Source organism: Bradyrhizobium sp. Rc3b, assembly GCF_900114915.1.
Lineage (GTDB): Bacteria > Pseudomonadota > Alphaproteobacteria > Rhizobiales > Xanthobacteraceae > Bradyrhizobium.
This window is the reverse complement of sequence record NZ_FOUS01000006.1, coordinates 248,033-266,077: the sequence shown is the minus strand read 5'-3', so window position 1 is coordinate 266,077 and position 18,045 is coordinate 248,033. Positions and strand designations below refer to the sequence as shown.

The following is an 18,045-nucleotide window of genomic DNA, read 5'->3' as shown; positions in this document are numbered from 1 at the left end:
GCAAGGCGACGGGGGCAATAGTGCATCGCTCCCCGAGGAGAGCACGAAGGACACCGTGAAAACCATCGCGCAGGGAAGGCCGGGCGACCGGCACACCTGTCGTCCACCCCGTGCGCGCTTCTTGAGCACACGCGGGACTTCGGGTGCCAGCCGGCGCCCGGCCTTCCCTGCGCCCTTGCTTTTGACGAGGGCGGAAGAAGACAGCAAAGCTCGGGCGAAACCAGCCGCGAGGATGAGCAGCCATGTCTATCGTCTATCGCAAAAAAATCGGTCTCGTGCCCCGGACGCAGCGCAACGCGCCGCGTCTTCGCGGCGTGGTGCGCTGCATAGCCGGGGCCCATGCATCAAAGAACGCTGCAGCGCGTCCGGGACACGAGACAGACGCACTATGGCCGCACGCTCGCTTCCGCACTCCGCAACGACGAGTCTGCGACGCTTTGCGGTCAAACGTCATTCAGCCTCCCGCTACGCCTTCTCCTCCAGCGCGCGGCGCAGCCTTCGGATGATGACGCCGCGGGCGCGGTCGTCGGCGGCTGCCCCAACCCTGTCGTTGATGTCGAGCATGAGCTCCGACATCTCGTTGTGCCAGTCGAGACGGGTCACGGCCTCCGGTGCGAGCCGTCGGCGGTGATCGACGTCGAGCACGCGCGGTTCGGCAGCGGCGAGCTCGTAGATATCGTCGAGCATCGGCTGGTAGACCCTGGCCGCCGGAACGATGCGCTCGGCGACGCGTTCGGCGAGGCCCGCGATCGCGTCTTCCTCGCCATGGACCAGGAACAGCCCGCGGGCGATGGGCCGGCGCGCCGCGATCCAGCTGGCGATGCCGGCGCCGTCGGCATGGCCCGAATATTCGTCGATCATGCGGATGCGGGCCGCGACCTTGATCTCCTCGCCCTGGATCCGCACGGCCTTGGCTCCGTTCTGGAGAAAGCGGCCGAGCGTGCCGTTGGCCTGGAAGCCGGCGAGCAGCACGGTCGCGCGCTCGTTCCACAGCCAGCGCTTCAGATGATGGCGAATGCGGCCGGCGTCGCACATGCCGCTCGCGGCGATGATGATATGGAATCCGGACAGGCGCATGATCGCCTTGCTCTCGTCCGCGGTCTCGGTGAATTTGAGATGCGGCGAGTTGAGCAGGCGCGCAGCGTCGACGGATGGGTCGAGGCTCTCGGCATGGCGGCGGAACACTTCGGTGGCGCGGATCGCAAGCGGAGAGTCGAGGAAGATCGGTGCGGTCGGAATCTCGCCGTGCTCCATCAGGTCGACGAGGTCGACGATCAACTCCTGGGTGCGCTCGACCGCGAAGGCAGGCACCAACAGCGCGCCGCCGGCCGTCGCGGCATCGCGCACCTCGGCCGCGAGGTGCTTGCGGCGGAGATCAGGTGTGGTGGCCTCGCGCAGCCGGTCGCCGTAGGTTGCTTCCGAGATGACGTAGTCGAAATCGGCCGGCGCTTCGGGATCGGGCTGCAGCAGCTTGGCCTCCGGCCCGACATCGCCGGACAGCAGCACGCGCAGCGGACGTGGCGCGCCCCGTTCGGCGATTTCGAGCTCGATCGAGGCCGAGCCGAGCAGATGGCCGGCGTTCCAGTAGCGCGCACGGACGCCAGGGATCACGTCGGTCCAGCGTTCATAGTCGACGGCGCGAAACGATTGCAGCGATGCGATGGCGTCGGCCTGCGTGTAGATCGGCTGAACCTCCTTGCGCCCGCGCGAGGCATTGCGACGGTTGAGCTGCGTGACTTCCGATTCCTGGATGCTGCCGGCGTCTGGCAACATGTAGGAGCAGAGGTCGATCGTGCCGCGCGTTGCCAGGATCGGTCCGTCGAATCCTGCGCGCACGAGCTTCGGCAACAGGCCGCTATGGTCGATATGGGCGTGCGTGAGCAGCACGGCATCGATATCGGCGGGGCGGAACGGAAAGGCGCCGTAGTTGAGCTCCTTCAGCGTCTTCTGGCCCTGGAACAGGCCGCAATCGACCAGGAAGCGGCCGGTCGCGGTCTGGAACAGATAGCTCGAACCGGTCACGGTGCGGGCGGCGCCGCAAAATCGAACGGTGATGCTCATGGCGTCGTCTCCGGCGAATGCGCCAACTTGCCTTGCGGGGTCTCATGACCATTGACGACGAACCCGGTCTCCTCAGTGGCGGCATCGGCGGCCAGATCGTGCTCAGGGCGGTCGAACGTGTAGACGCGATAGAGTGGCTCGCCCTGCTCGACGCGATCGCCGATCTTCTTGAACAGGCGGATGCCGGCGCCCTTGTCGAGCGGCGCGCCGGCGGTGCGGGCGAGGCGGTTCAGACGCAGGCAGTCGATCGCGGACACGGTGCCGTCATGCGCCGCCTTGACGTCGAAGCTGAGCGATCCGAGCTCGCTGCTGCATGTCGACGGACCCTGGGCGTCGATGATCTTCTGCATCTGCTTCAGCGCCGCGCCGCTGTCGAGCAGTTCGCGCGCCCTCGCATAGCCGGCGCCGCCGCGCAGCTTCGGATCGTATTCCAGCAGATGGGCGGCGAGCCGGAGCGATTTCTCGCGCAGGTCGCGCGGCGCGTCTTTGTCGTTGCCGAGCACGGCCATGACGTCATTGGCCTCGAGCACCGGCCCGATGCCGTTGCCGATCGGCTGGCTTCCGTCGGTCGTGATCACCTCGACCGTGCGGCCGAAACGGTCGCCGACGAATTCGAACAGCTTGCGCAGCCTCATCGCCTCGACGCCATTGGTGACCTTCGCGGTCGGGCCGACCGGAATGTCGATCAACAGATGCGTCGAGCCTGCCGCGATCTTCTTGGACATGATGGAGGCGACCATCTGCTCGCGGGTATCGAGGCACAGCGGACGCTCGACCGAGATCAGGACGTCGTCGGCCGGCGACAGGTTCACGTGCCCGCCCCAGATCAGGCAGCCGTTGCAGGCCGAGACGATCGCCTTCATCTCCTCGACGCCGACATTCACCCGCGCCAGGACCTCCATGGTGTCGGCGGTGCCGGCAGGCGAAGTGATGGCGCGCGACGAAGTCTTCGGGATCGGCAGGCCATGGGCGGCGACGATCGGCACCACGACCATCGAGGTGCGATTGCCGGGAATGCCGCCGATGCAATGCTTGTCGACGACGACAGGCGTCGGCCAAACCAACTGCGTGCCGGCCTGGGCCATCGCCCCGGTGAGGGCGAGCAGCTCGTCGCTGGTGATGAAGCTTGCCGAACCGATCAGGAAGGCGGCGATCTCCATGTCCGAGTAGCGATAATGCGCGAGGTCGTTGATGATCGCGCCGATTTCGGCCTGGCTCAGGGTTCGCCCGCGGATCTTCGCGCGCACCGCTTCCAGGCTCTCCGGCGGCGCGGCGGGCCTGACCGTGACCAGCGTGCCGGCGCCTTGCGCGAAGCGCCGCAACGCGGGTTCAGAGAGTCCGATCTCGTCCGGGGCCACCAGCGTATCGTCGTCCGTGATCAGCAACGTCGCGAGCAAGACCTTGCTGCCCTGACGCAGCTCGACGCGGCTGAAGCCGCGGAAGATCTCGGCGCGCAGCGCCTTCGACTGCCTGGAGACGACGACCACGTTCTCGCGGCCGGTATCGAGCCGGACGCGGCGGATCTTCAGTTGGGAGTGCGGAAGGTCTGGATGCATGAACAGGCCGGCAGGGAGGAAACACGGCCTCCATGCTTAGACATCGCCGTTCTGATGCTGTTGACCCAGATCATGGCTCGCGCGAGGGACATGGGTGGGCTGTTGCGGGCCGTCACGCAGGCGCGCTGCTGCAGGCGCGTCGGTCTGGAAATGACAGGGGAAGCCGAATGCCGTGGCGATATCGCCGATGTTGGCCGGCCAAATCGTGGATCGGGCTACTTTATCCCGGTGCTGATCGCGACAAACTTGTTGTTGAGGAGGGCGCCGCCCATGGTGTTCACGGCCGTTATGATCGCCAGCGCGATGCCTGCGGCAATGAGGCCGTACTCGATCGCGGTTGCACCATTCTCATCGGCAAGGAAGGACCTAAGCAAACGCATTGCCAACTCCCGTTCATCCGATCCAACGTATGGTCGCGTCGTTATCGGACTTGCAAAAGGATCGAATAAGTATTCATGCGCGCCAAAAGAATTAAGCCCCGGCGAACGCGTTCCTGCTCATACGACGGCATTCATTAAATTAAGGTTCTATCGATCCGTCCAAATGGATTCATACCGGCAGGGCTCCGCCGGGCTGCGCGGGCGCAGCGCCCGTCAGGCCGCGATCGTGCGGCCGCTTAACCGATTGTTGAGCCTGTTCGTCAACGGGCCGGCAAGGACACCATGGCGCTCATCCGCGCCGGTCGTCCGCATTCAACGCCCGCAACATGGCGATGCGGGCGAACATCACCCAGCCGCCGCCCGTCTCGGCCGCATTGATCAAGGTCTCGATGGCGGTCTGCCAGCGCGGCTCGTGCTGGACGTCCTCGGGCAGCCGCATGATGTAGTCGGCCGCCTCCTGAAGCGTCAGCAGCTGGCGCTTGTTGCTCACGCGAACGGGGTCGTCGAACGCCGTCGACCAGGGCATGTCAGGCCGCCTGATCGGCGAGGGGTGGCATCACGGCGCAATCGCGGGGGGATGCGGCTAGCCGGCCTTCTTCGCCCGAGCAGGCGCGCGCACCGGCTTGTCGGCCTTCTTCGAAGTTTCCCTGGTCGCTTCCCTGGTCGCCGTCTTCGCAGCAGCGTCCTTGCCGCCTTTGCCGGCGATCGGCAGCAGCATCTCGCGCTGGCCTGCGACGCGCTTCTTCGGCTTCTTGGATTTGGCTGCTTCCTTGGCGACCTTCGCCGCAGGCGCGGCGTCCTTCTCGTTCGCGATGCTCTTCTTCAGCGCGTCCATCAGGTTGATGACGTTGCCGCCGCTCTTCGGCGCGGCCTTGGCGGTGATCGGGGCGCCGCTGCGCTTCTTGTTGATGAGATCGATCAGCGCGGTCTCGTAATGGTCCTCGAACAGCTCAGGCTCGAACGCGCCGGATTTCTTCTCGACGATGTGCTTGGCGAGGTCGAGCATGTCCCTGGTCAGCTTCACGTCTTGGATGTCGTCGAAATATTCGGTCTCGCTGCGGACCTCGTAGGGATAGCGCAGCAGCGTGCCCATCAGCCCGCTCTCGAGCGGCTCGAGTGCGATGATATGCTCGCGGTTGGTCAGCACCACGCGGCCGATCGCGACCTTGTCCATGCTGCGGATGGTCTCGCGGATCACTGCATAGGCGTCATGGCCGACCTTGCCGTCGGGCACGAGATAATAGGGGCGGATCAGATAGCGGTTGTCGATGTCGGCCTTCGGCACGAACTCGTCGATATCGATCGTGTGGGTCGAGTCGAGCGCGATGTCGTCGAGCTCGTCCTTGGTGACCTCGATATAGGTGTCGGTGTCGACCTTGTAGCCCTTGACGATGTCCTCAGAGGTCACCTCGTCGCCGGTCTCGGCGTCGACCTTGAGGTACTTGATCCGGTGGCCGGTCTTGCGGTTGATCTGGTTGAAGGAGACCTTCTCGGTATCCGAAGTGGCCGGATAGAGCGCGACCGGGCAGGTCACGAGCGACAAACGCAGAAAACCCTTCCAATTGGCGCGGGGGGCCATGGGCTACTCCAAACGCAACAAGGACAGACTTACGAGGATACCATCGGGCAACAGCGAATCATAGCAAGGGCGGGCGTTGATCTTGCAACTGCGTTAACCGGCCATAGGGCGTGGGGTTGCTGTCCCGATCGGGTGGCAGAAGCCGGAACATCACATCGGATCGGGCGTTGGCTCCGCATGCACGGCTGCGAGGAGGTCGCGGTCATCGGAGGCGACACGCAGAGATTGAGGGCATCATGGCAACCACGCGAGAGCAGCGTCAGATCGTCGAAACACCAACCGAGGCGCGTCAGGGCGAACCTGGGCCGTCAGTTGCCGCATTGCTCGCCATCTCGACCGGGCTTGCGATCCTGATCCTCGCCGTCATCTGGTTCGTGTTCTTCCGGACCTGACGGCCGAAAACACGGGAAGGGCGGACCTTCCGACCTGCCGCGGCACGCGGCACGTTGCGCCCGCCATGTTGCCGGCTCGTCCGGTCGCATGGCGGGCGCAGTCGCATCGGCTGCTGACCTATCGTATATGACCAAAAAGTAACGCGCCCGGTTCCCCGCGTTCATATTCAGTTCACGCCGGAATTGCTCATCTGGTGTGGTGTTGATGCGGCCTATGTCTGGAGAGAAGCGTGCGCCTGCTCGTTGTTGAGGACGACCCCGATCTCAATCGCCAGCTCACCAAGGCGTTGACCGACGCCGGCTATGTCGTCGATCGCGCCTTCGACGGAGAGGAGGGGCACTATCTCGGCGACAACGAGCCGTATGACGCCGTCGTGCTCGACATCGGCCTGCCGAAGAAGGACGGCATCTCGGTGCTGGAGGCCTGGCGCCGCAACGGCCGCACCATGCCGGTCCTGATCCTCACCGCACGCGACCGCTGGAGCGACAAGGTGCAGGGCTTCGATGCCGGCGCCGACGACTATGTCGCAAAGCCGTTCCATCTGGAGGAGGTGCTGGCGCGCATCCGCGCGCTGCTGCGCCGCTCGACCGGCCATGCCCAGAGCGAGCTGAGCTGCGGTCCCGTCACGCTAGACACCAGGACCGGCCGCGTCAGCGTCTCCGGCAATCCGGTCAAGATGACCTCGCACGAATATCGGCTTCTGGCCTACCTGATGCACCATTCCGGGCGCGTGGTCTCGCGCACCGAGCTGGTCGAGCACCTCTACGATCAGGATTTCGACCGCGACTCCAATACGATCGAGGTGTTCGTCGGCCGCATCCGCAAGAAGCTCGACGTCGACATCATCCAGACCGTCCGCGGCCTCGGCTATCTCCTGACCCCGCCGGCCGCCTGACGCGTTCCGGGGCTTGACGGGCAGCCCGGCAGGGGCCTTGGTCCGGTCATGAGCTCTGACGCCCCGCCATCCTGCGCCTCCCGGGATCATTCCGATGGCCGCTAGTTCGCTTGCGACCCGCCTGTTCCTGTCGGCGACCGCCTGGCTCGTGGTGATCCTGGCCATCACCGGCGTGGTGCTGTCGTCGGTCTACAAGAACGCCACCGAGCGCGCCTTCGACAGGCGGCTCAATCTCTATCTCCGCACCCTCATCGCCGAGGTCGCAACTCCCGACGAGCCGCCCGACCGCCAGTTCCAGTCGCTGGGCGAGCCGCTGTTCGAGCTGCCGCTGTCCGGCTGGTACTGGCAGATCACGCGGACCGACACCGAAAAGCCGGAGGTGCGCTCCTCGCGCTCGCTCTGGGACAAGAAGCTGCCGAAGCTGGAAGAGCAGGGCGCCGAGCTCACCGCCGCCGGCATCCGGCTGGCCTATGTCGACGGGCCCGAAGGCCAGAATCTGCGCATGGTGGAACGGCCGGTCGATCTCGGCGCCGACGGCAAGTTTCTGGTCAGCGTCGCCGGCGACGACACCGAGATCTTCGACGAGACGCGCAGCTTCGACTATTATCTCGGCGGCACCTTCACCGCGCTCGGCATCGTGCTGCTGCTGACGACCGTGTTCCAGGTCCGCTTCGGCCTCGCACCGCTCAAGCGCATCTCGGAATCGATCGCCGACATCCGTTCCGGGCGGGCGGAGCGGCTGGAGGGCGAATTTCCGGTCGAGATCGCGCCGCTGGCGCGCGAGACCAACGCGCTGATCGATGCCAATCGGGAGATCGTCGAGCGCGCGCGCACCCATGTCGGCAATCTCGCCCACGCGATCAAGACGCCGCTCTCGGTCATCGTCAACGAGGCCGGCGCCCACATCACCGATCCCTTCGCGGCCAAGGTGATGGAGCAGGCGGATGTGATGCGCGACCAGGTCGCTCATCACCTGGAGCGCGCGCGTATCGCGGCGCGAGTCTCGGTGGTCGCGACCGTGACGGAAGTGGCGCCGGCCATCGAGGCATTGCGGCGGACCATGGAGAAAATCCATCGTGACCGCGGCATCGTGGTCGAAGCCAAGGCCGATCCGTCGGCAAAATTTCGCGGCGAGAGGCAGGATCTGGAGGAGATGGTCGGCAATCTCGTCGACAATGCCTGCAAATGGGCGGCCTTGCGCGTCTTCATCGAGGTCCTCGTGGAGCCGCCGCACCAGGCGGGGGTGGGCCCGCGGCTGCGGATCATCGTCGATGACGACGGCCGTGGCCTCTCGGAAGCCGAGCGGGCGCAGGTCTCCCGGCGCGGCCAGCGGCTCGACGAATCCAAGCCGGGCTCGGGTCTGGGACTGTCGATCGTGACCGACCTCGCCGCACTTTATGGCGGCAGCCTCTCGCTCGGTGGTGCGCCGACCGGCGGCCTGCGCGCCGAACTGGTCCTTCCCGGCATGTAATCCATTGTTCCGACGAGGTTATTCGTCCTCGTCGATGCCCGGCCGCAGCAAACTGGCGGGATTCGGTCCGACGTCCTAAACGGCTTCTTAAGTGGGGGCCTCCTATGATCGCGCCGGACCCATCCCATGTCCGCCATTTTACCGTGCATTACCCGGGCGCATGAGCCAGACATCGATCGAGCGGCTGAGGGAATATCTCGCGCAGCTCCCGCCGCAGGCGCAGGCGCTGCTGATGCGGGAGTTCGAGCGCGCGCTGGAGCGCGGCCAGGACACGGCTGTCGCGACCCTGGTGCTCGAGCAGTTGCGCAAGATCGTCCGCAAGTCCGAAGCCGATGAAGCCCCGCCGCCGCGCACGGACGATCTGTCGCGGCTGCTGTTCCAAGCGTTGGAACCGTTCCTGATCGAGGCTGGCGTCCCGCTGCGAGTCGGCCAGATCCGCCGCACCTCGCTCCAGCCGATCTGGCAATGGCTCGGCCGCGACGGCGCACCGGGCAAGGTGAACGAATTCGAGGCCGCGCTGGCGCGGATGCCCCCCGATAGTGCGGGGCAGGTCGAGGCCCTCGCGCAGAAGCTCCAGGGGGTGGCTGCGGATGCCATTTTCGAGCTGACCGGTCCCGGCGGCGGCGACAAGTCGCGCGCGCTGGCCCGGGTCGGCGCGCCCAACGTGATCGAGGACCTCTATTCGATCGGAGCGGTGCTTCAGGTCCGGGAGGCCATCGCCGGCTTGAACGAGAAGCTGCCGCGCACCTTGCGCGCTTTCGGCGATCCCCAGATCGCCTCGGTGACGTCGGCGCTCAACATTCCGGTACTGCAGACCCCGCAGATGCTGCCCTTCGCGCTGTCGATCGTGGTGCAGCGGATGACGGCCCCGTGGCAGATCATCCGCCTCGCCATCAAGATTGCCGCGTCCGACGACGAGATCCGCGTCGCGGCGACGCCTTACGGCGTTGCCGTCACGATTGCGCTGCACGACCTGTCCTGTGTTGCCGCCACCCTGCGCATGGACATCAAGCGCAGCCATTTCGACAATGTTGCCGGCAACCTCAAGGCGTTGCACGACGGCGTGCGCGGCCTGCGCACCGAGCTCGACCTGCGCAACGATTCCGCCTGGGGCAAGCAACTGACCTCGATCCGGGCCGACATCTCCAATGCGCTGCAATCCGAGATCGACAGCGTTCCCGGCCGCGTTCGCCGCATCCTGCGCCAGCGCCCCGAGAAAGACATTCCGCCGGGTGCGCGGATCGACAGCACCGAGGTGGAGGAAACGGCGGCGCTGATCGATTTCGTCGCGACCTGCCGCAATTATGCGAGCGAGCTTGCGATCAACGAGGTGACGCTGCGCACCTATTCCGACCTCCAGCAATATGTCGAACGTTCGACCGAGCAGCTGGTGCAGTCGCTGCGCGCCGCCGATCACAAGGTCCGCACCTATCGGCAGCAGCAGGTGCAGGCCGCGATTCGCTTCTGCCAGGTGCTGTTTGGCGATGATTACGCCTCGTTGATGAGCCGGGCCGCGGAGAACGCAGCGACCGGCGAGCGCAAATCGTCGCGCGCGAGCTAACCTAAGCGCATATTTTCGTGATCACAATTTGTGGTTGACGGTACCGGTGGTGCGCCGTACGGTCCCCGTGCAAGTCCGGGGAACTTCTATTTGTGGGCGCATGAAACCCGTTATCAGCTCCATCGAAATCGAGAACCGCATCATTGTTGCCAAGTATCAGAGACTGATGGTCGGTGCCAAAGTGGTGCTGGTCGAGAAGGCAAGCGGTCGGCAACTCTCCGAGACAATCACGAGGGTTGCATCCCCGGTTCCGGTCGGAGCGCTGCGCATCAGATTGCCGGACGCAGTCAAGCCGGGAACATACTTCCTGAGGGCCTTCAACGGCCACGGTGAGGACGCCGCGCAAAGTACGGACTTCGAGATCGGCTAAGCCGTTGGATTTTCACCGTTTCGAGACCGCGCGCGGTCGCGCCAAATTGACAATTGTCAATTGCCGCATCGTCCGGCCGTGGTGTAAAGCCACCTATGGGCGCGGTTCGTGCGCTGCCGGAAGCTTGCCAGATGACGCTATGGTTCGTGTTCGCGCTGATGACGGTCGCGGCGATTTTCGCCGTGCTCTGGCCGCTTGGCCGCAATGGACGCGCGCAAGACCAGGGCAGCGAGGTCGCGGTTTACAAGGACCAATTGGCCGAGATCGAGCGTGATCTCGCCGCAGGCTTGATTCCCGCGCCGGACGCCGAGGCTGCGCGCGTCGAGATCAGCCGCAGGCTGCTCGCTGCGGCCGCCAGCGAGCCAGCCATGGCGCCGAAATCGAATCTCAAATGGCGCCGCGCGGCGGCCGTGCTGGCGCTCGCGGGCCTGCCGCTCGTTGCGATCGGCATTTATATGCCACTCGGCTCGCCCCGGCTTCAGGACTTTCCCCTGGCGCAGCGCGAGCGCGGATCCGGGTCCGGCGTTGCGCAGTCGCTCGAGAATCTCGTCGTGCAGGTCCAGCAGCATCTGGAGAAGAATCCGACCGACGGGCGCGGCTGGAATGTGCTCGCGCCGGTGCTGGAGCGGCTCGGCCGTTTCGACGATGCGGTGCGTGCCTATCGCAACTCGCTCACCTATAATGGCGAGAGCGCGGAGCGCCGGTCCGATCTCGGCGAAGCGATCTCGGCTGCCGCCGGCGGTGTAGTGACCGTCGAGGCCAAGGCGGAGTTCGAGCGTGCGCAGGCCCTGAACGCGGACGATCCCAAGGCGAACTACTTCCTGGGCCTTGCCGCCGAGCAGGATGGTCGCAAGGGCGATGCAGCCACGATCTGGCGCGCGCTGCTTGTGAAAGCGCCCGCGGATGCGCCGTGGCGTGCCCTGGTGCAATCCTCGCTGGCGCGGGTCGGTGGCGGGACGATGCCGGCTCTGTCGGACGAGACGATCGCCGCTTCCAAGGATATGGCCGAAGGCGATCGCAACGCGATGGTGCGCGGCATGGTCGATCGTCTGGCTACCCGGTTGAAGCAGAACGGCGACGACGTCGATGGATGGTTGCGCCTGGTGCGTGCCTATCTCGTGATGGGCGAGCGGGACAAAGCCATGGGGGCATCGGCCGATGCCCGGCAGGCGGTTGCCAGCGACGCCGAGCGGCTGCGCCAGCTCAACGAAGGCCTCAGGACTCTCGGGCTCGGCGGATGACGATGTCGGGACGAGCGAAGCGGAGAACGGATACGCCATGACGCGCAAGCAGCGACGTATGACCATCATCGGCGGCTCGCTCGCCGTGCTCGCGCTCGCGGCCGCGCTGGTGCTCAACGCACTTCGCGACTCCATCGTGTTCTTCTCGACGCCGACCATGGTCGCCGAGAAGCACGTCGAGCCAGGCAAGCGGTTTCGCCTCGGTGGACTGGTGCAGCCCGGCTCGCTCCAGCGCGGCGACAATCTCGCGGTGACCTTCGAGGTTGCCGACGGCAATGCCAAGCTGCCGGTCGCCTACAAGGGCATCCTGCCCGACCTGTTCCGCGAGGGGCAGGGCGTCGTCGCTGAAGGCGCGCTCGACGCCCATGGCGTGTTCAAGGCCGATACGGTGCTTGCCAAGCACGACGAGACCTACATGCCCAAGGACGTCGCCGACGCCCTGAAGAAGCAGGGGCACTGGAAGGACGATTACGGCGGCAAGCCGTCTGACAGCGGCAAGACGTCTGACGCGGGCAAGCCCGCGGCGACGACCGCGCAGGGCAACCCGCAGGGAGCAATGCGGTGATCGCAGAATCCGGACATTACGCGCTAGTGCTGGCGCTTGGGCTCGCATTGATCCAGTCGATTGTGCCGCTGATCGGCGCACGCCTGAACGATGTCGCGCTGATGAATGTGGCGCGCTCCACGGCGCTGGCGCAGCTGCTGTTCGTCGGTGCCTCGTTCGTCGCTCTCGTGATGCTGCACGTGAACTCGGACTTCTCCGTCGCCAACGTCTACGAGAATTCCCACTCGATGAAGCCGCTGCTCTACAAGATCACCGGCGTGTGGGGAAACCATGAAGGCTCGATGCTGTTGTGGGTGTCGATCCTCGCGCTGTTCGGCGGACTGGTCGCCGCGTTCGGCAACAATCTGCCGCTGTCGCTGCGCGCGCACGTGCTCGCCGTGCAGGCGTGGGTCGCCAGCGCCTTCTACCTCTTCATCCTCGTGACATCGAACCCGTTCCTGCGCATCGCCACCCCGCCGGTCGAGGGCCGCGATCTCAATCCGGTGCTCCAGGACATCGGGCTCGCCGTGCATCCGCCGATGCTCTATCTCGGTTATGTCGGCTTTTCGATCTCGTTCTCCTTCGCAATCGCGGCGCTGATGGAGGGCCGGATCGATGCGGCCTGGGCGCGCTGGGTGCGTCCGTGGACGCTGGTCGCCTGGATATTCCTGACGCTCGGCATCGCCATGGGCTCGTACTGGGCCTATTACGAGCTCGGCTGGGGCGGCTGGTGGTTCTGGGATCCGGTCGAGAACGCCTCGCTGATGCCGTGGCTCTCCGGTACCGCGCTGCTGCATTCGGCCCTGGTGATGGAGAAGCGCAACGCGCTGAAGGTCTGGACCATCCTGCTCTCGATCCTGACCTTCTCGCTGTCACTGCTCGGCACCTTCCTGGTGCGCTCGGGCGTCATCACCTCGGTGCACGCCTTCGCCACCGATCCCACCCGTGGCGTGTTCATCCTGCTGATCCTCTGCCTGTTCATCGGCGGCAGCCTGGCCCTGTTCGCGGGCCGCGCCACGTCGTTGAAGCAGGGCGGCCTGTTCGCGCCGATCTCGCGCGAGGGTGCGCTGGTGCTGAACAATTTGCTGCTCACGGTCGCCTGCGCGGTCGTGCTGTTCGGCACGCTCTATCCGCTCGCGATGGAAATGCTCGCCGACTTCAAGATGTCGGTCGGTGCGCCCTTCTACAATCTCACCTTCGCGCCGCTGTTTACCCTGTTGCTGCTTGCCGTGCCGTTCGGGCCGATGCTGGCGTGGAAGCGCGGCGATCTGCTCGGCGTGACGCAGCGCCTGCTAGCTGCGGGCGTTGCCGGGCTCGTCGCCGTCGCCATCGCCTGGGGCTGGGCCAGCGGGGGCAGCACGCTGGCGCCGCTCGCGATCGGGCTTGGCATCTTCGTCATCGGCGGCGCGGTCACCGACATCGTCGAACGGACCGGCTTCGTGCGGCTGCCGTTCGCAACGGTGCTGCACCGGGCGCGCGGCATGCCGCGCTCGGCCTGGGGCACGGCGTTCGCGCATGCCGGCCTCGGCGTCGCGCTGATCGGGATCGTCTGCGAAACCACCTGGAATAGCGAATATATCGCGACCATGAAGCAGAACGACGTCGCCCACATCGCCGGCTTCGACGTGAAGCTCGACGGATTGCTGCAGCGTCAGGGCCCGAATTACCGCGAGATGATCGCCGAGTTCAACGTCGGCCTCGATGGCAAGCCGCTCAGCGTCATGACGCCCTCCAAGCGCAGCTTCACCACCCGCGGCTCCTCGACCACCGAGGCCGCGCTACTGACGCGCGGCGCGAGCCAGCTCTACATTTCGCTCGGCGAGGCCAATGCCGAGGGCGCCATCGCCGTGCGGATCTATCACAAGCCGCTGGTGCTGCTGATCTGGTGGGGGCCGGTGCTGATGGCGTTCGGTGGCGTGCTGTCGCTGTCCGACCGGCGGCTGCGGGTCGGCGCGCCGAAGCCGGCGCGGGCCAAGCAGCGCCTCCAGCCGGCGGAGTGATCCGATGCGCCGGATGATGGCCGCGTTCGTCCTGCTGATGCTGCTGGCCTTGCCGGCGGCCTACGCCGTGCAGCCCGACGAGATCATGCCGGATCCCGCCAAGGAAGCCCGCGCGCGGGAGCTGTCGCGCGAGCTGCGCTGCATGGTCTGCCAGAACCAGTCGATCGATGATTCCGATGCGCCGCTGGCGCGCGACCTGCGGCTCCTGGTGCGCGAGCGCATCGGCGCCGGCGACAGCAACTCGCAGGTGCTCGACTTCCTGGTCGCGCGCTATGGCGAGTTCGTGCTGCTGAAACCACGCTTCGAACGTCAGACCCTGCTGCTGTGGCTGCTCGGGCCGCTGCTGCTGATCGGCGGCGGCGTGGCGCTTTGGCTGCAAATCCGGCGTCGTGCGCGCAGTGGTGCAGACGTACCTGCTCCGCCGCTCACTGCCGACGAACAGGCGCGGCTCGCCGCGTTGATGTCCGATGATGCGAAGTCGTCCTAGGCTACGTAATGATACTTAGGCCGCTTGGCGCAGCTTGTTTCATGCTCTGTTGACCTTTGTCTGGAAGCTTGTCGCAAGATTCGATTCCAGCCTTTGAGTCCCCCGATGTTCGCGAACAGCAATCTGACGATCCGCTTCCTGGTCGGCGCCGTCCTCGCTGCATTATTGTTTCTGCTGGGCATCGGCGGCGGCACCGGCTTCATCGCGGTGCTCTATCTCAACAACGAGATCACCAGCCTGTCGGCGGACTTCGCCGCGCTGAGCGGCCCCGCGCGCGACCACGCCATGCAGATCTACCAGCAGGCGCAGACTGCGTTCTCCTATTTCCTGATGGCCTGCGGCGTGATCGCCGTCGTCGCCGTCGCGATCTGCTTCACCACCTGGTTCGCCGTGCGCAACGGCATCCTCAGTCCGCTGGCCGCGATCGTGCACGCCATGCGCGAGGTCGCCGACCAGAAATTCCAGACATCGGTTCCGGGGCTTGGCCGCACCAACGAGATCGGCTTGCTCGCCGGTGCGCTGGAGGTCTTCAAGACCAACGGGCTCGAGCGGCGCCATCTCACCGAGCAGCAGCTGCGCGAAGCCCAGCACCAGGCCGAGCGATCGAAATTCCTGGACGACCGGATCAAGCGCTTCAACGATCTCGTCGCCAGCGTCGTCGACAGCGTGGCCTCATCGGCCGTGCATCTGAAGAGCAACGCCGAGACGCTGTCGCGGACCGCCAACGACACCAGCACCAAGGCCAATGCAGTCGCGAGCGCGGCGAGCCAGGCCAGCGCCAGCGTGCAGACGGTCGCAGGTTCTGCCGAGGAAATGACGAACTCGATCGGCACGATCAGCCGCCGCGTCACCGACGCGACCCAGCGCGCCGAGGGCGCGGCGTCCCAGGCGGAGAAGAGCCGCGACACCATCCACACGCTGTCGGATGCCGCCGACAAGATCGGCGAGGTCGTGCAGCTCGTGCAGGCGATCGCATCGCAGACCAATCTGCTGGCGCTGAACGCCACCATCGAGGCGGCGCGGGCAGGGGAGGCCGGCAAGGGGTTTGCGGTGGTCGCCTCCGAGGTGAAGAATCTGGCGCACCAGACCAGCAAGGCGACGGAGGAGATCACCTCTCATGTCGCCAGCATTCAGGGCATCACCGCGGAGACGCGCGGCGCGATCGACGGCATTTCCAAGACGCTGTCGGAGATCTCGTCCATCATGTCCGGCATCGAGGTCGATACCGCCCAGCAGCGCAACGCCACGCAGGAGATCACGCGCAGCGCCCAGAACGCCGCGCACGGAACCCTCGACGTCTCCAACCATATCGTCCAGATCACCTCGACCTCCGCACAGACCGGCCGCATGGCCGCCGAGGCGCGGGATTCCGCGGTCGACCTGTCGCAGCAGGCCGCGACCCTGAAGCGCGAGGTCGACGAGTTCATCGTCAGCGTCAGGGCAAGCTGAGCGCGCCAAAACGCGCTTGCGACGCCATCACGGGAACTCGGTTAAGTTCCTGTGAGGCCACAATTTTCGGTCTGCGCTGAACTGCCGCATCGGACCTGGCCCTTCATTACAAAAGTTTAACCCCGCCGCCAGCGCACGGTAAGGCGGGAGCCCCCATCTTCAGGACCGTAAGGTGCCGCCATCGGGCACCAAATGGATTTCAAGGCCCTGGAGATCTCCGCATGACCGACCGTCCCGACCTCTCGAACCTTCCGTCCTACCGGCAGCCGCGCCGGTCGGTGTTTTCCGCGCGCAAGTTCGCGCTGATGGCCTCGGTCGTCGCCGGTCTCGGCGCGGCCGTCTATGGCTTCAGCCCCTCGACCTCGCCGGCCGACCTGTTCTCGACCCCGGCGCATGCGCAGGTCAACAACGAGGTCCGCAAGGTCGAACGCCCGGTCGGTTTCGCCGACATCGTCGAGCGTGTGAAGCCGTCGGTGATCTCGGTGAAGGTCAACATCAAGGAGAAGACCGCGAGCAACGACGACGGCGATGATTCCTCCTCGCCGTTCCAGCCGGGCTCGCCGATGGAGCGCTTCTTCCGCCGCTTCGGCGGTCCGGATGGTTTCCCGGGCCTGAAGGGCGGCCGTGGCCGCGTCGTGCAGGGTCAGGGCTCGGGCTTCTTCATCTCGGCTGACGGCTTTGCCGTGACCAACAACCACGTGGTCGACGGCGCCGACAAGGTCGAGGTCACCACCGATGACGGCAAGACCTACACCGCCAAGGTGATCGGCACCGACCAGCGCACCGACCTCGCTTTGATCAAGGTCGAGGGCAGCTCGAACTTCCCGTTCGCCAAGCTCGCCGACGCCAAGCCGCGGATCGGCGACTGGGTGCTCGCGGTCGGCAATCCGTTCGGCCTCGGTGGCACCGTGACCGCGGGCATCGTCTCGGCGAGCGGCCGCGACATCGGCAACGGTCCGTACGACGATTTCATCCAGATCGACGCGCCCGTGAACAAGGGCAATTCCGGCGGTCCCGCTTTCGACACCAACGGCGAAGTGATGGGCGTCAACACCGCCATCTACTCGCCCTCGGGCGGCAGCGTCGGCATCGCGTTCTCGATTCCCGCGAGCACGGTGAAGAGCGTGGTCGCCCAGCTCAAGGACAAGGGCTCAGTCAGCCGCGGCTGGATCGGCGTGCAGATTCAGCCTGTCACCTCCGACATCGCCGAGAGCCTCGGCATGAAGAAGGCCGAAGGCGCGCTGGTGGCGGAGCCTCAAGCGAACGGTCCGGCCGCGAAGGCCGGCATCGAGTCCGGCGACGTGATCACGGCGGTCAATGGCGAGTCGGTCAAGGACGCCCGCGAGCTTGCCCGCACCATCGGCGGCATGGCACCCGGTGCGACCGTGAAGCTCAACGTGCTGCACAAGGGCCAGGACAAGGTCGTGAACATGACGCTCGGCCAATTGCCGAACACGGTCGAGGCCAAGGCCGATAACGACAATGACAGCGGCAAGGGTGCGAGCAAGGGCACCGACGTGCCCAAGCTCGGCATGACCGTTGCCCCCGCCAATTCGGTGGCCGGCGCCGGCAAGGAAGGCGTCGTGGTCACCGAAGTCGATCCGAAGAGCGCCGCGGCCGAGCGCGGCTTCAAGGAAGGCGACGTGATTCTCGAAGTCGGCGGCAAGAGCGTGGCCACCGCCGGCGAAGTTCGCGATGCCATCAACATGGCGCGGACCGACAACAAGAACAGCGTCCTGATGCGCGTGAAGAGCGGCGGCCAGTCGCGCTTCGTCGCGGTACCCCTCGCCAAGGGCTGAGGCTTCAGGAGGCCTACGAGATGAAGGGTGTCGCCGGCATCAGTCGCCCCCGCCGACGGCGCTCTTCTGGGAAGCAGCGCAACGTTCGCTTCCCCTGTCTACCTTCCGGTGGAATTACGCCCCCCTCCGTCGGAAGGCCTAGGGCGGTGAAGTCCCCCCAGCTTCACCGCCCGCCTTTTTCTCGATGCCAGAGTCTCCCCCTCGGCTTGCATGCGATTGCCGCTCGCGCCATGTTTAGAGAAGGTTGACCTCCTTGACC

16 protein-coding genes are annotated in these 18,045 nt (G+C 65.8%); 11 read left to right on the top strand and 5 right to left on the bottom strand.

Translation table 11 applies throughout. The features are described from left to right. Positions 1-465: 465 nt before the first annotated feature. From BM190_RS16200 to ku, 5 genes are all read right to left on the bottom strand, one after another. Positions 466-2,061 (bottom strand): MBL fold metallo-hydrolase, encoded by a 1,596-nt coding sequence (locus BM190_RS16200; protein WP_092256492.1) that lies wholly within the window; start codon positions 2,059-2,061, stop codon positions 466-468. After that, a complete protein-coding gene (locus tag BM190_RS16195) occupies positions 2,058-3,617 on the bottom strand; it encodes a thymidine phosphorylase family protein (RefSeq protein WP_092256489.1) in 1,560 nt (519 codons plus the stop codon). The genes BM190_RS16200 and BM190_RS16195 overlap by 4 nt, the downstream gene beginning before the upstream one ends. Before the next feature lie 215 nt (positions 3,618-3,832). Next, on the bottom strand, positions 3,833-3,997 hold the full coding sequence (locus tag BM190_RS16190) for a Flp family type IVb pilin (protein ID WP_018315817.1): 165 nt from the start codon (positions 3,995-3,997) through the stop codon (positions 3,833-3,835). A 289-nt stretch (positions 3,998-4,286) separates the two neighbouring features. Continuing rightward, positions 4,287-4,523, bottom strand: coding sequence for a hypothetical protein (locus BM190_RS16185; protein ID WP_018315818.1), 237 nt, complete (start codon positions 4,521-4,523; stop codon positions 4,287-4,289). 57 nt (positions 4,524-4,580) lie between these two features. Next, positions 4,581-5,576, bottom strand: a complete 996-nt coding sequence (ku, locus tag BM190_RS16180; RefSeq protein WP_092256486.1) for a non-homologous end joining protein Ku — start codon at positions 5,574-5,576, stop codon at positions 4,581-4,583. A 236-nt stretch (positions 5,577-5,812) separates the two neighbouring features. Here ku and BM190_RS40440 point away from each other — a divergent pair, with 236 nt between their 5' ends. The 11 genes from BM190_RS40440 (at position 5,813) to BM190_RS16130 (ending at position 17,786) form a co-directional block, all read left to right on the top strand. Further along, a complete protein-coding gene (locus BM190_RS40440) occupies positions 5,813-5,968 on the top strand; it encodes a hypothetical protein (RefSeq protein WP_018315820.1) in 156 nt (51 codons plus the stop codon). Between the two features lie 230 nt (positions 5,969-6,198). Continuing rightward, positions 6,199-6,864, top strand: coding sequence for a response regulator transcription factor (locus BM190_RS16175; RefSeq protein ID WP_018315821.1), 666 nt, complete (start codon positions 6,199-6,201; stop codon positions 6,862-6,864). 94 nt (positions 6,865-6,958) lie between these two features. Next, complete coding sequence (locus tag BM190_RS16170) at positions 6,959-8,335, top strand: ATP-binding protein (protein WP_018315822.1); 1,377 nt, start codon at positions 6,959-6,961, stop codon at positions 8,333-8,335. A gap of 160 nt (positions 8,336-8,495) precedes the next feature. Further along, positions 8,496-9,896 carry a hypothetical protein gene (locus BM190_RS16165; protein ID WP_092256484.1) on the top strand — a complete coding sequence of 467 codons (1,401 nt, stop codon included), beginning with the start codon at positions 8,496-8,498 and terminating at the stop codon, positions 9,894-9,896. Between the two features lie 100 nt (positions 9,897-9,996). After that, positions 9,997-10,266 (top strand): hypothetical protein, encoded by a 270-nt coding sequence (locus BM190_RS16160; RefSeq protein WP_028143006.1) that lies wholly within the window; start codon positions 9,997-9,999, stop codon positions 10,264-10,266. Between the two features lie 131 nt (positions 10,267-10,397). Next, positions 10,398-11,507, top strand: a complete 1,110-nt coding sequence (gene ccmI / locus BM190_RS16155) for a c-type cytochrome biogenesis protein CcmI (protein ID WP_092256895.1) — start codon at positions 10,398-10,400, stop codon at positions 11,505-11,507. A gap of 37 nt (positions 11,508-11,544) precedes the next feature. Then, positions 11,545-12,072: a cytochrome c maturation protein CcmE gene (ccmE, locus tag BM190_RS16150; RefSeq protein WP_028143008.1), complete on the top strand. Its 528-nt coding sequence runs from the start codon at positions 11,545-11,547 to the stop codon at positions 12,070-12,072. Then, a complete protein-coding gene (locus BM190_RS16145; protein ID WP_018315827.1) occupies positions 12,069-14,051 on the top strand; it encodes a heme lyase CcmF/NrfE family subunit in 1,983 nt (660 codons plus the stop codon). The genes ccmE and BM190_RS16145 overlap by 4 nt, the downstream gene beginning before the upstream one ends. Before the next feature lie 4 nt (positions 14,052-14,055). Beyond that, the gene (locus tag BM190_RS16140) at positions 14,056-14,538 is read left to right on the top strand and encodes a cytochrome c-type biogenesis protein (RefSeq protein WP_092256481.1); all 483 of its coding nucleotides are present in this window, start codon (positions 14,056-14,058) and stop codon (positions 14,536-14,538) included. A 105-nt stretch (positions 14,539-14,643) separates the two neighbouring features. Then, entirely contained in the window at positions 14,644-15,987 is a 1,344-nt protein-coding gene (locus BM190_RS16135; protein WP_092256479.1) for a methyl-accepting chemotaxis protein, read from the top strand. A 221-nt stretch (positions 15,988-16,208) separates the two neighbouring features. After that, the gene (locus tag BM190_RS16130; protein WP_092256476.1) at positions 16,209-17,786 is read left to right on the top strand and encodes a Do family serine endopeptidase; all 1,578 of its coding nucleotides are present in this window, start codon (positions 16,209-16,211) and stop codon (positions 17,784-17,786) included. The last annotated feature ends 259 nt before the right edge of the window (positions 17,787-18,045 follow it).

What these genes read in the sequence shown, in the direction of transcription:
- BM190_RS40440 (WP_018315820.1), top strand. Translation starts at nt 5,813, where the DNA reads ATGGCAACCACGCGAGAGCAGCGTCAGATCGTCGAAACACCAACCGAG.
- BM190_RS16170 (WP_018315822.1), top strand. Translation starts at nt 6,959, where the DNA reads ATGGCCGCTAGTTCGCTTGCGACCCGCCTGTTCCTGTCGGCGACCGCC.
- BM190_RS16190 (WP_018315817.1), bottom strand. Translation starts at nt 3,997, where the DNA reads ATGCGTTTGCTTAGGTCCTTCCTTGCCGATGAGAATGGTGCAACCGCG.
- BM190_RS16135 (WP_092256479.1), top strand. Translation starts at nt 14,644, where the DNA reads ATGTTCGCGAACAGCAATCTGACGATCCGCTTCCTGGTCGGCGCCGTC.
- BM190_RS16130 (WP_092256476.1), top strand. Translation starts at nt 16,209, where the DNA reads ATGACCGACCGTCCCGACCTCTCGAACCTTCCGTCCTACCGGCAGCCG.
- ku (WP_092256486.1), bottom strand. Translation starts at nt 5,576, where the DNA reads ATGGCCCCCCGCGCCAATTGGAAGGGTTTTCTGCGTTTGTCGCTCGTG.
- BM190_RS16160 (WP_028143006.1), top strand. Translation starts at nt 9,997, where the DNA reads ATGAAACCCGTTATCAGCTCCATCGAAATCGAGAACCGCATCATTGTT.
- BM190_RS16140 (WP_092256481.1), top strand. Translation starts at nt 14,056, where the DNA reads ATGCGCCGGATGATGGCCGCGTTCGTCCTGCTGATGCTGCTGGCCTTG.
- BM190_RS16185 (WP_018315818.1), bottom strand. Translation starts at nt 4,523, where the DNA reads ATGCCCTGGTCGACGGCGTTCGACGACCCCGTTCGCGTGAGCAACAAG.
- ccmE (WP_028143008.1), top strand. Translation starts at nt 11,545, where the DNA reads ATGACGCGCAAGCAGCGACGTATGACCATCATCGGCGGCTCGCTCGCC.
- BM190_RS16165 (WP_092256484.1), top strand. Translation starts at nt 8,496, where the DNA reads ATGAGCCAGACATCGATCGAGCGGCTGAGGGAATATCTCGCGCAGCTC.
- ccmI (WP_092256895.1), top strand. Translation starts at nt 10,398, where the DNA reads ATGACGCTATGGTTCGTGTTCGCGCTGATGACGGTCGCGGCGATTTTC.
- BM190_RS16200 (WP_092256492.1), bottom strand. Translation starts at nt 2,061, where the DNA reads ATGAGCATCACCGTTCGATTTTGCGGCGCCGCCCGCACCGTGACCGGT.
- BM190_RS16195 (WP_092256489.1), bottom strand. Translation starts at nt 3,617, where the DNA reads ATGCATCCAGACCTTCCGCACTCCCAACTGAAGATCCGCCGCGTCCGG.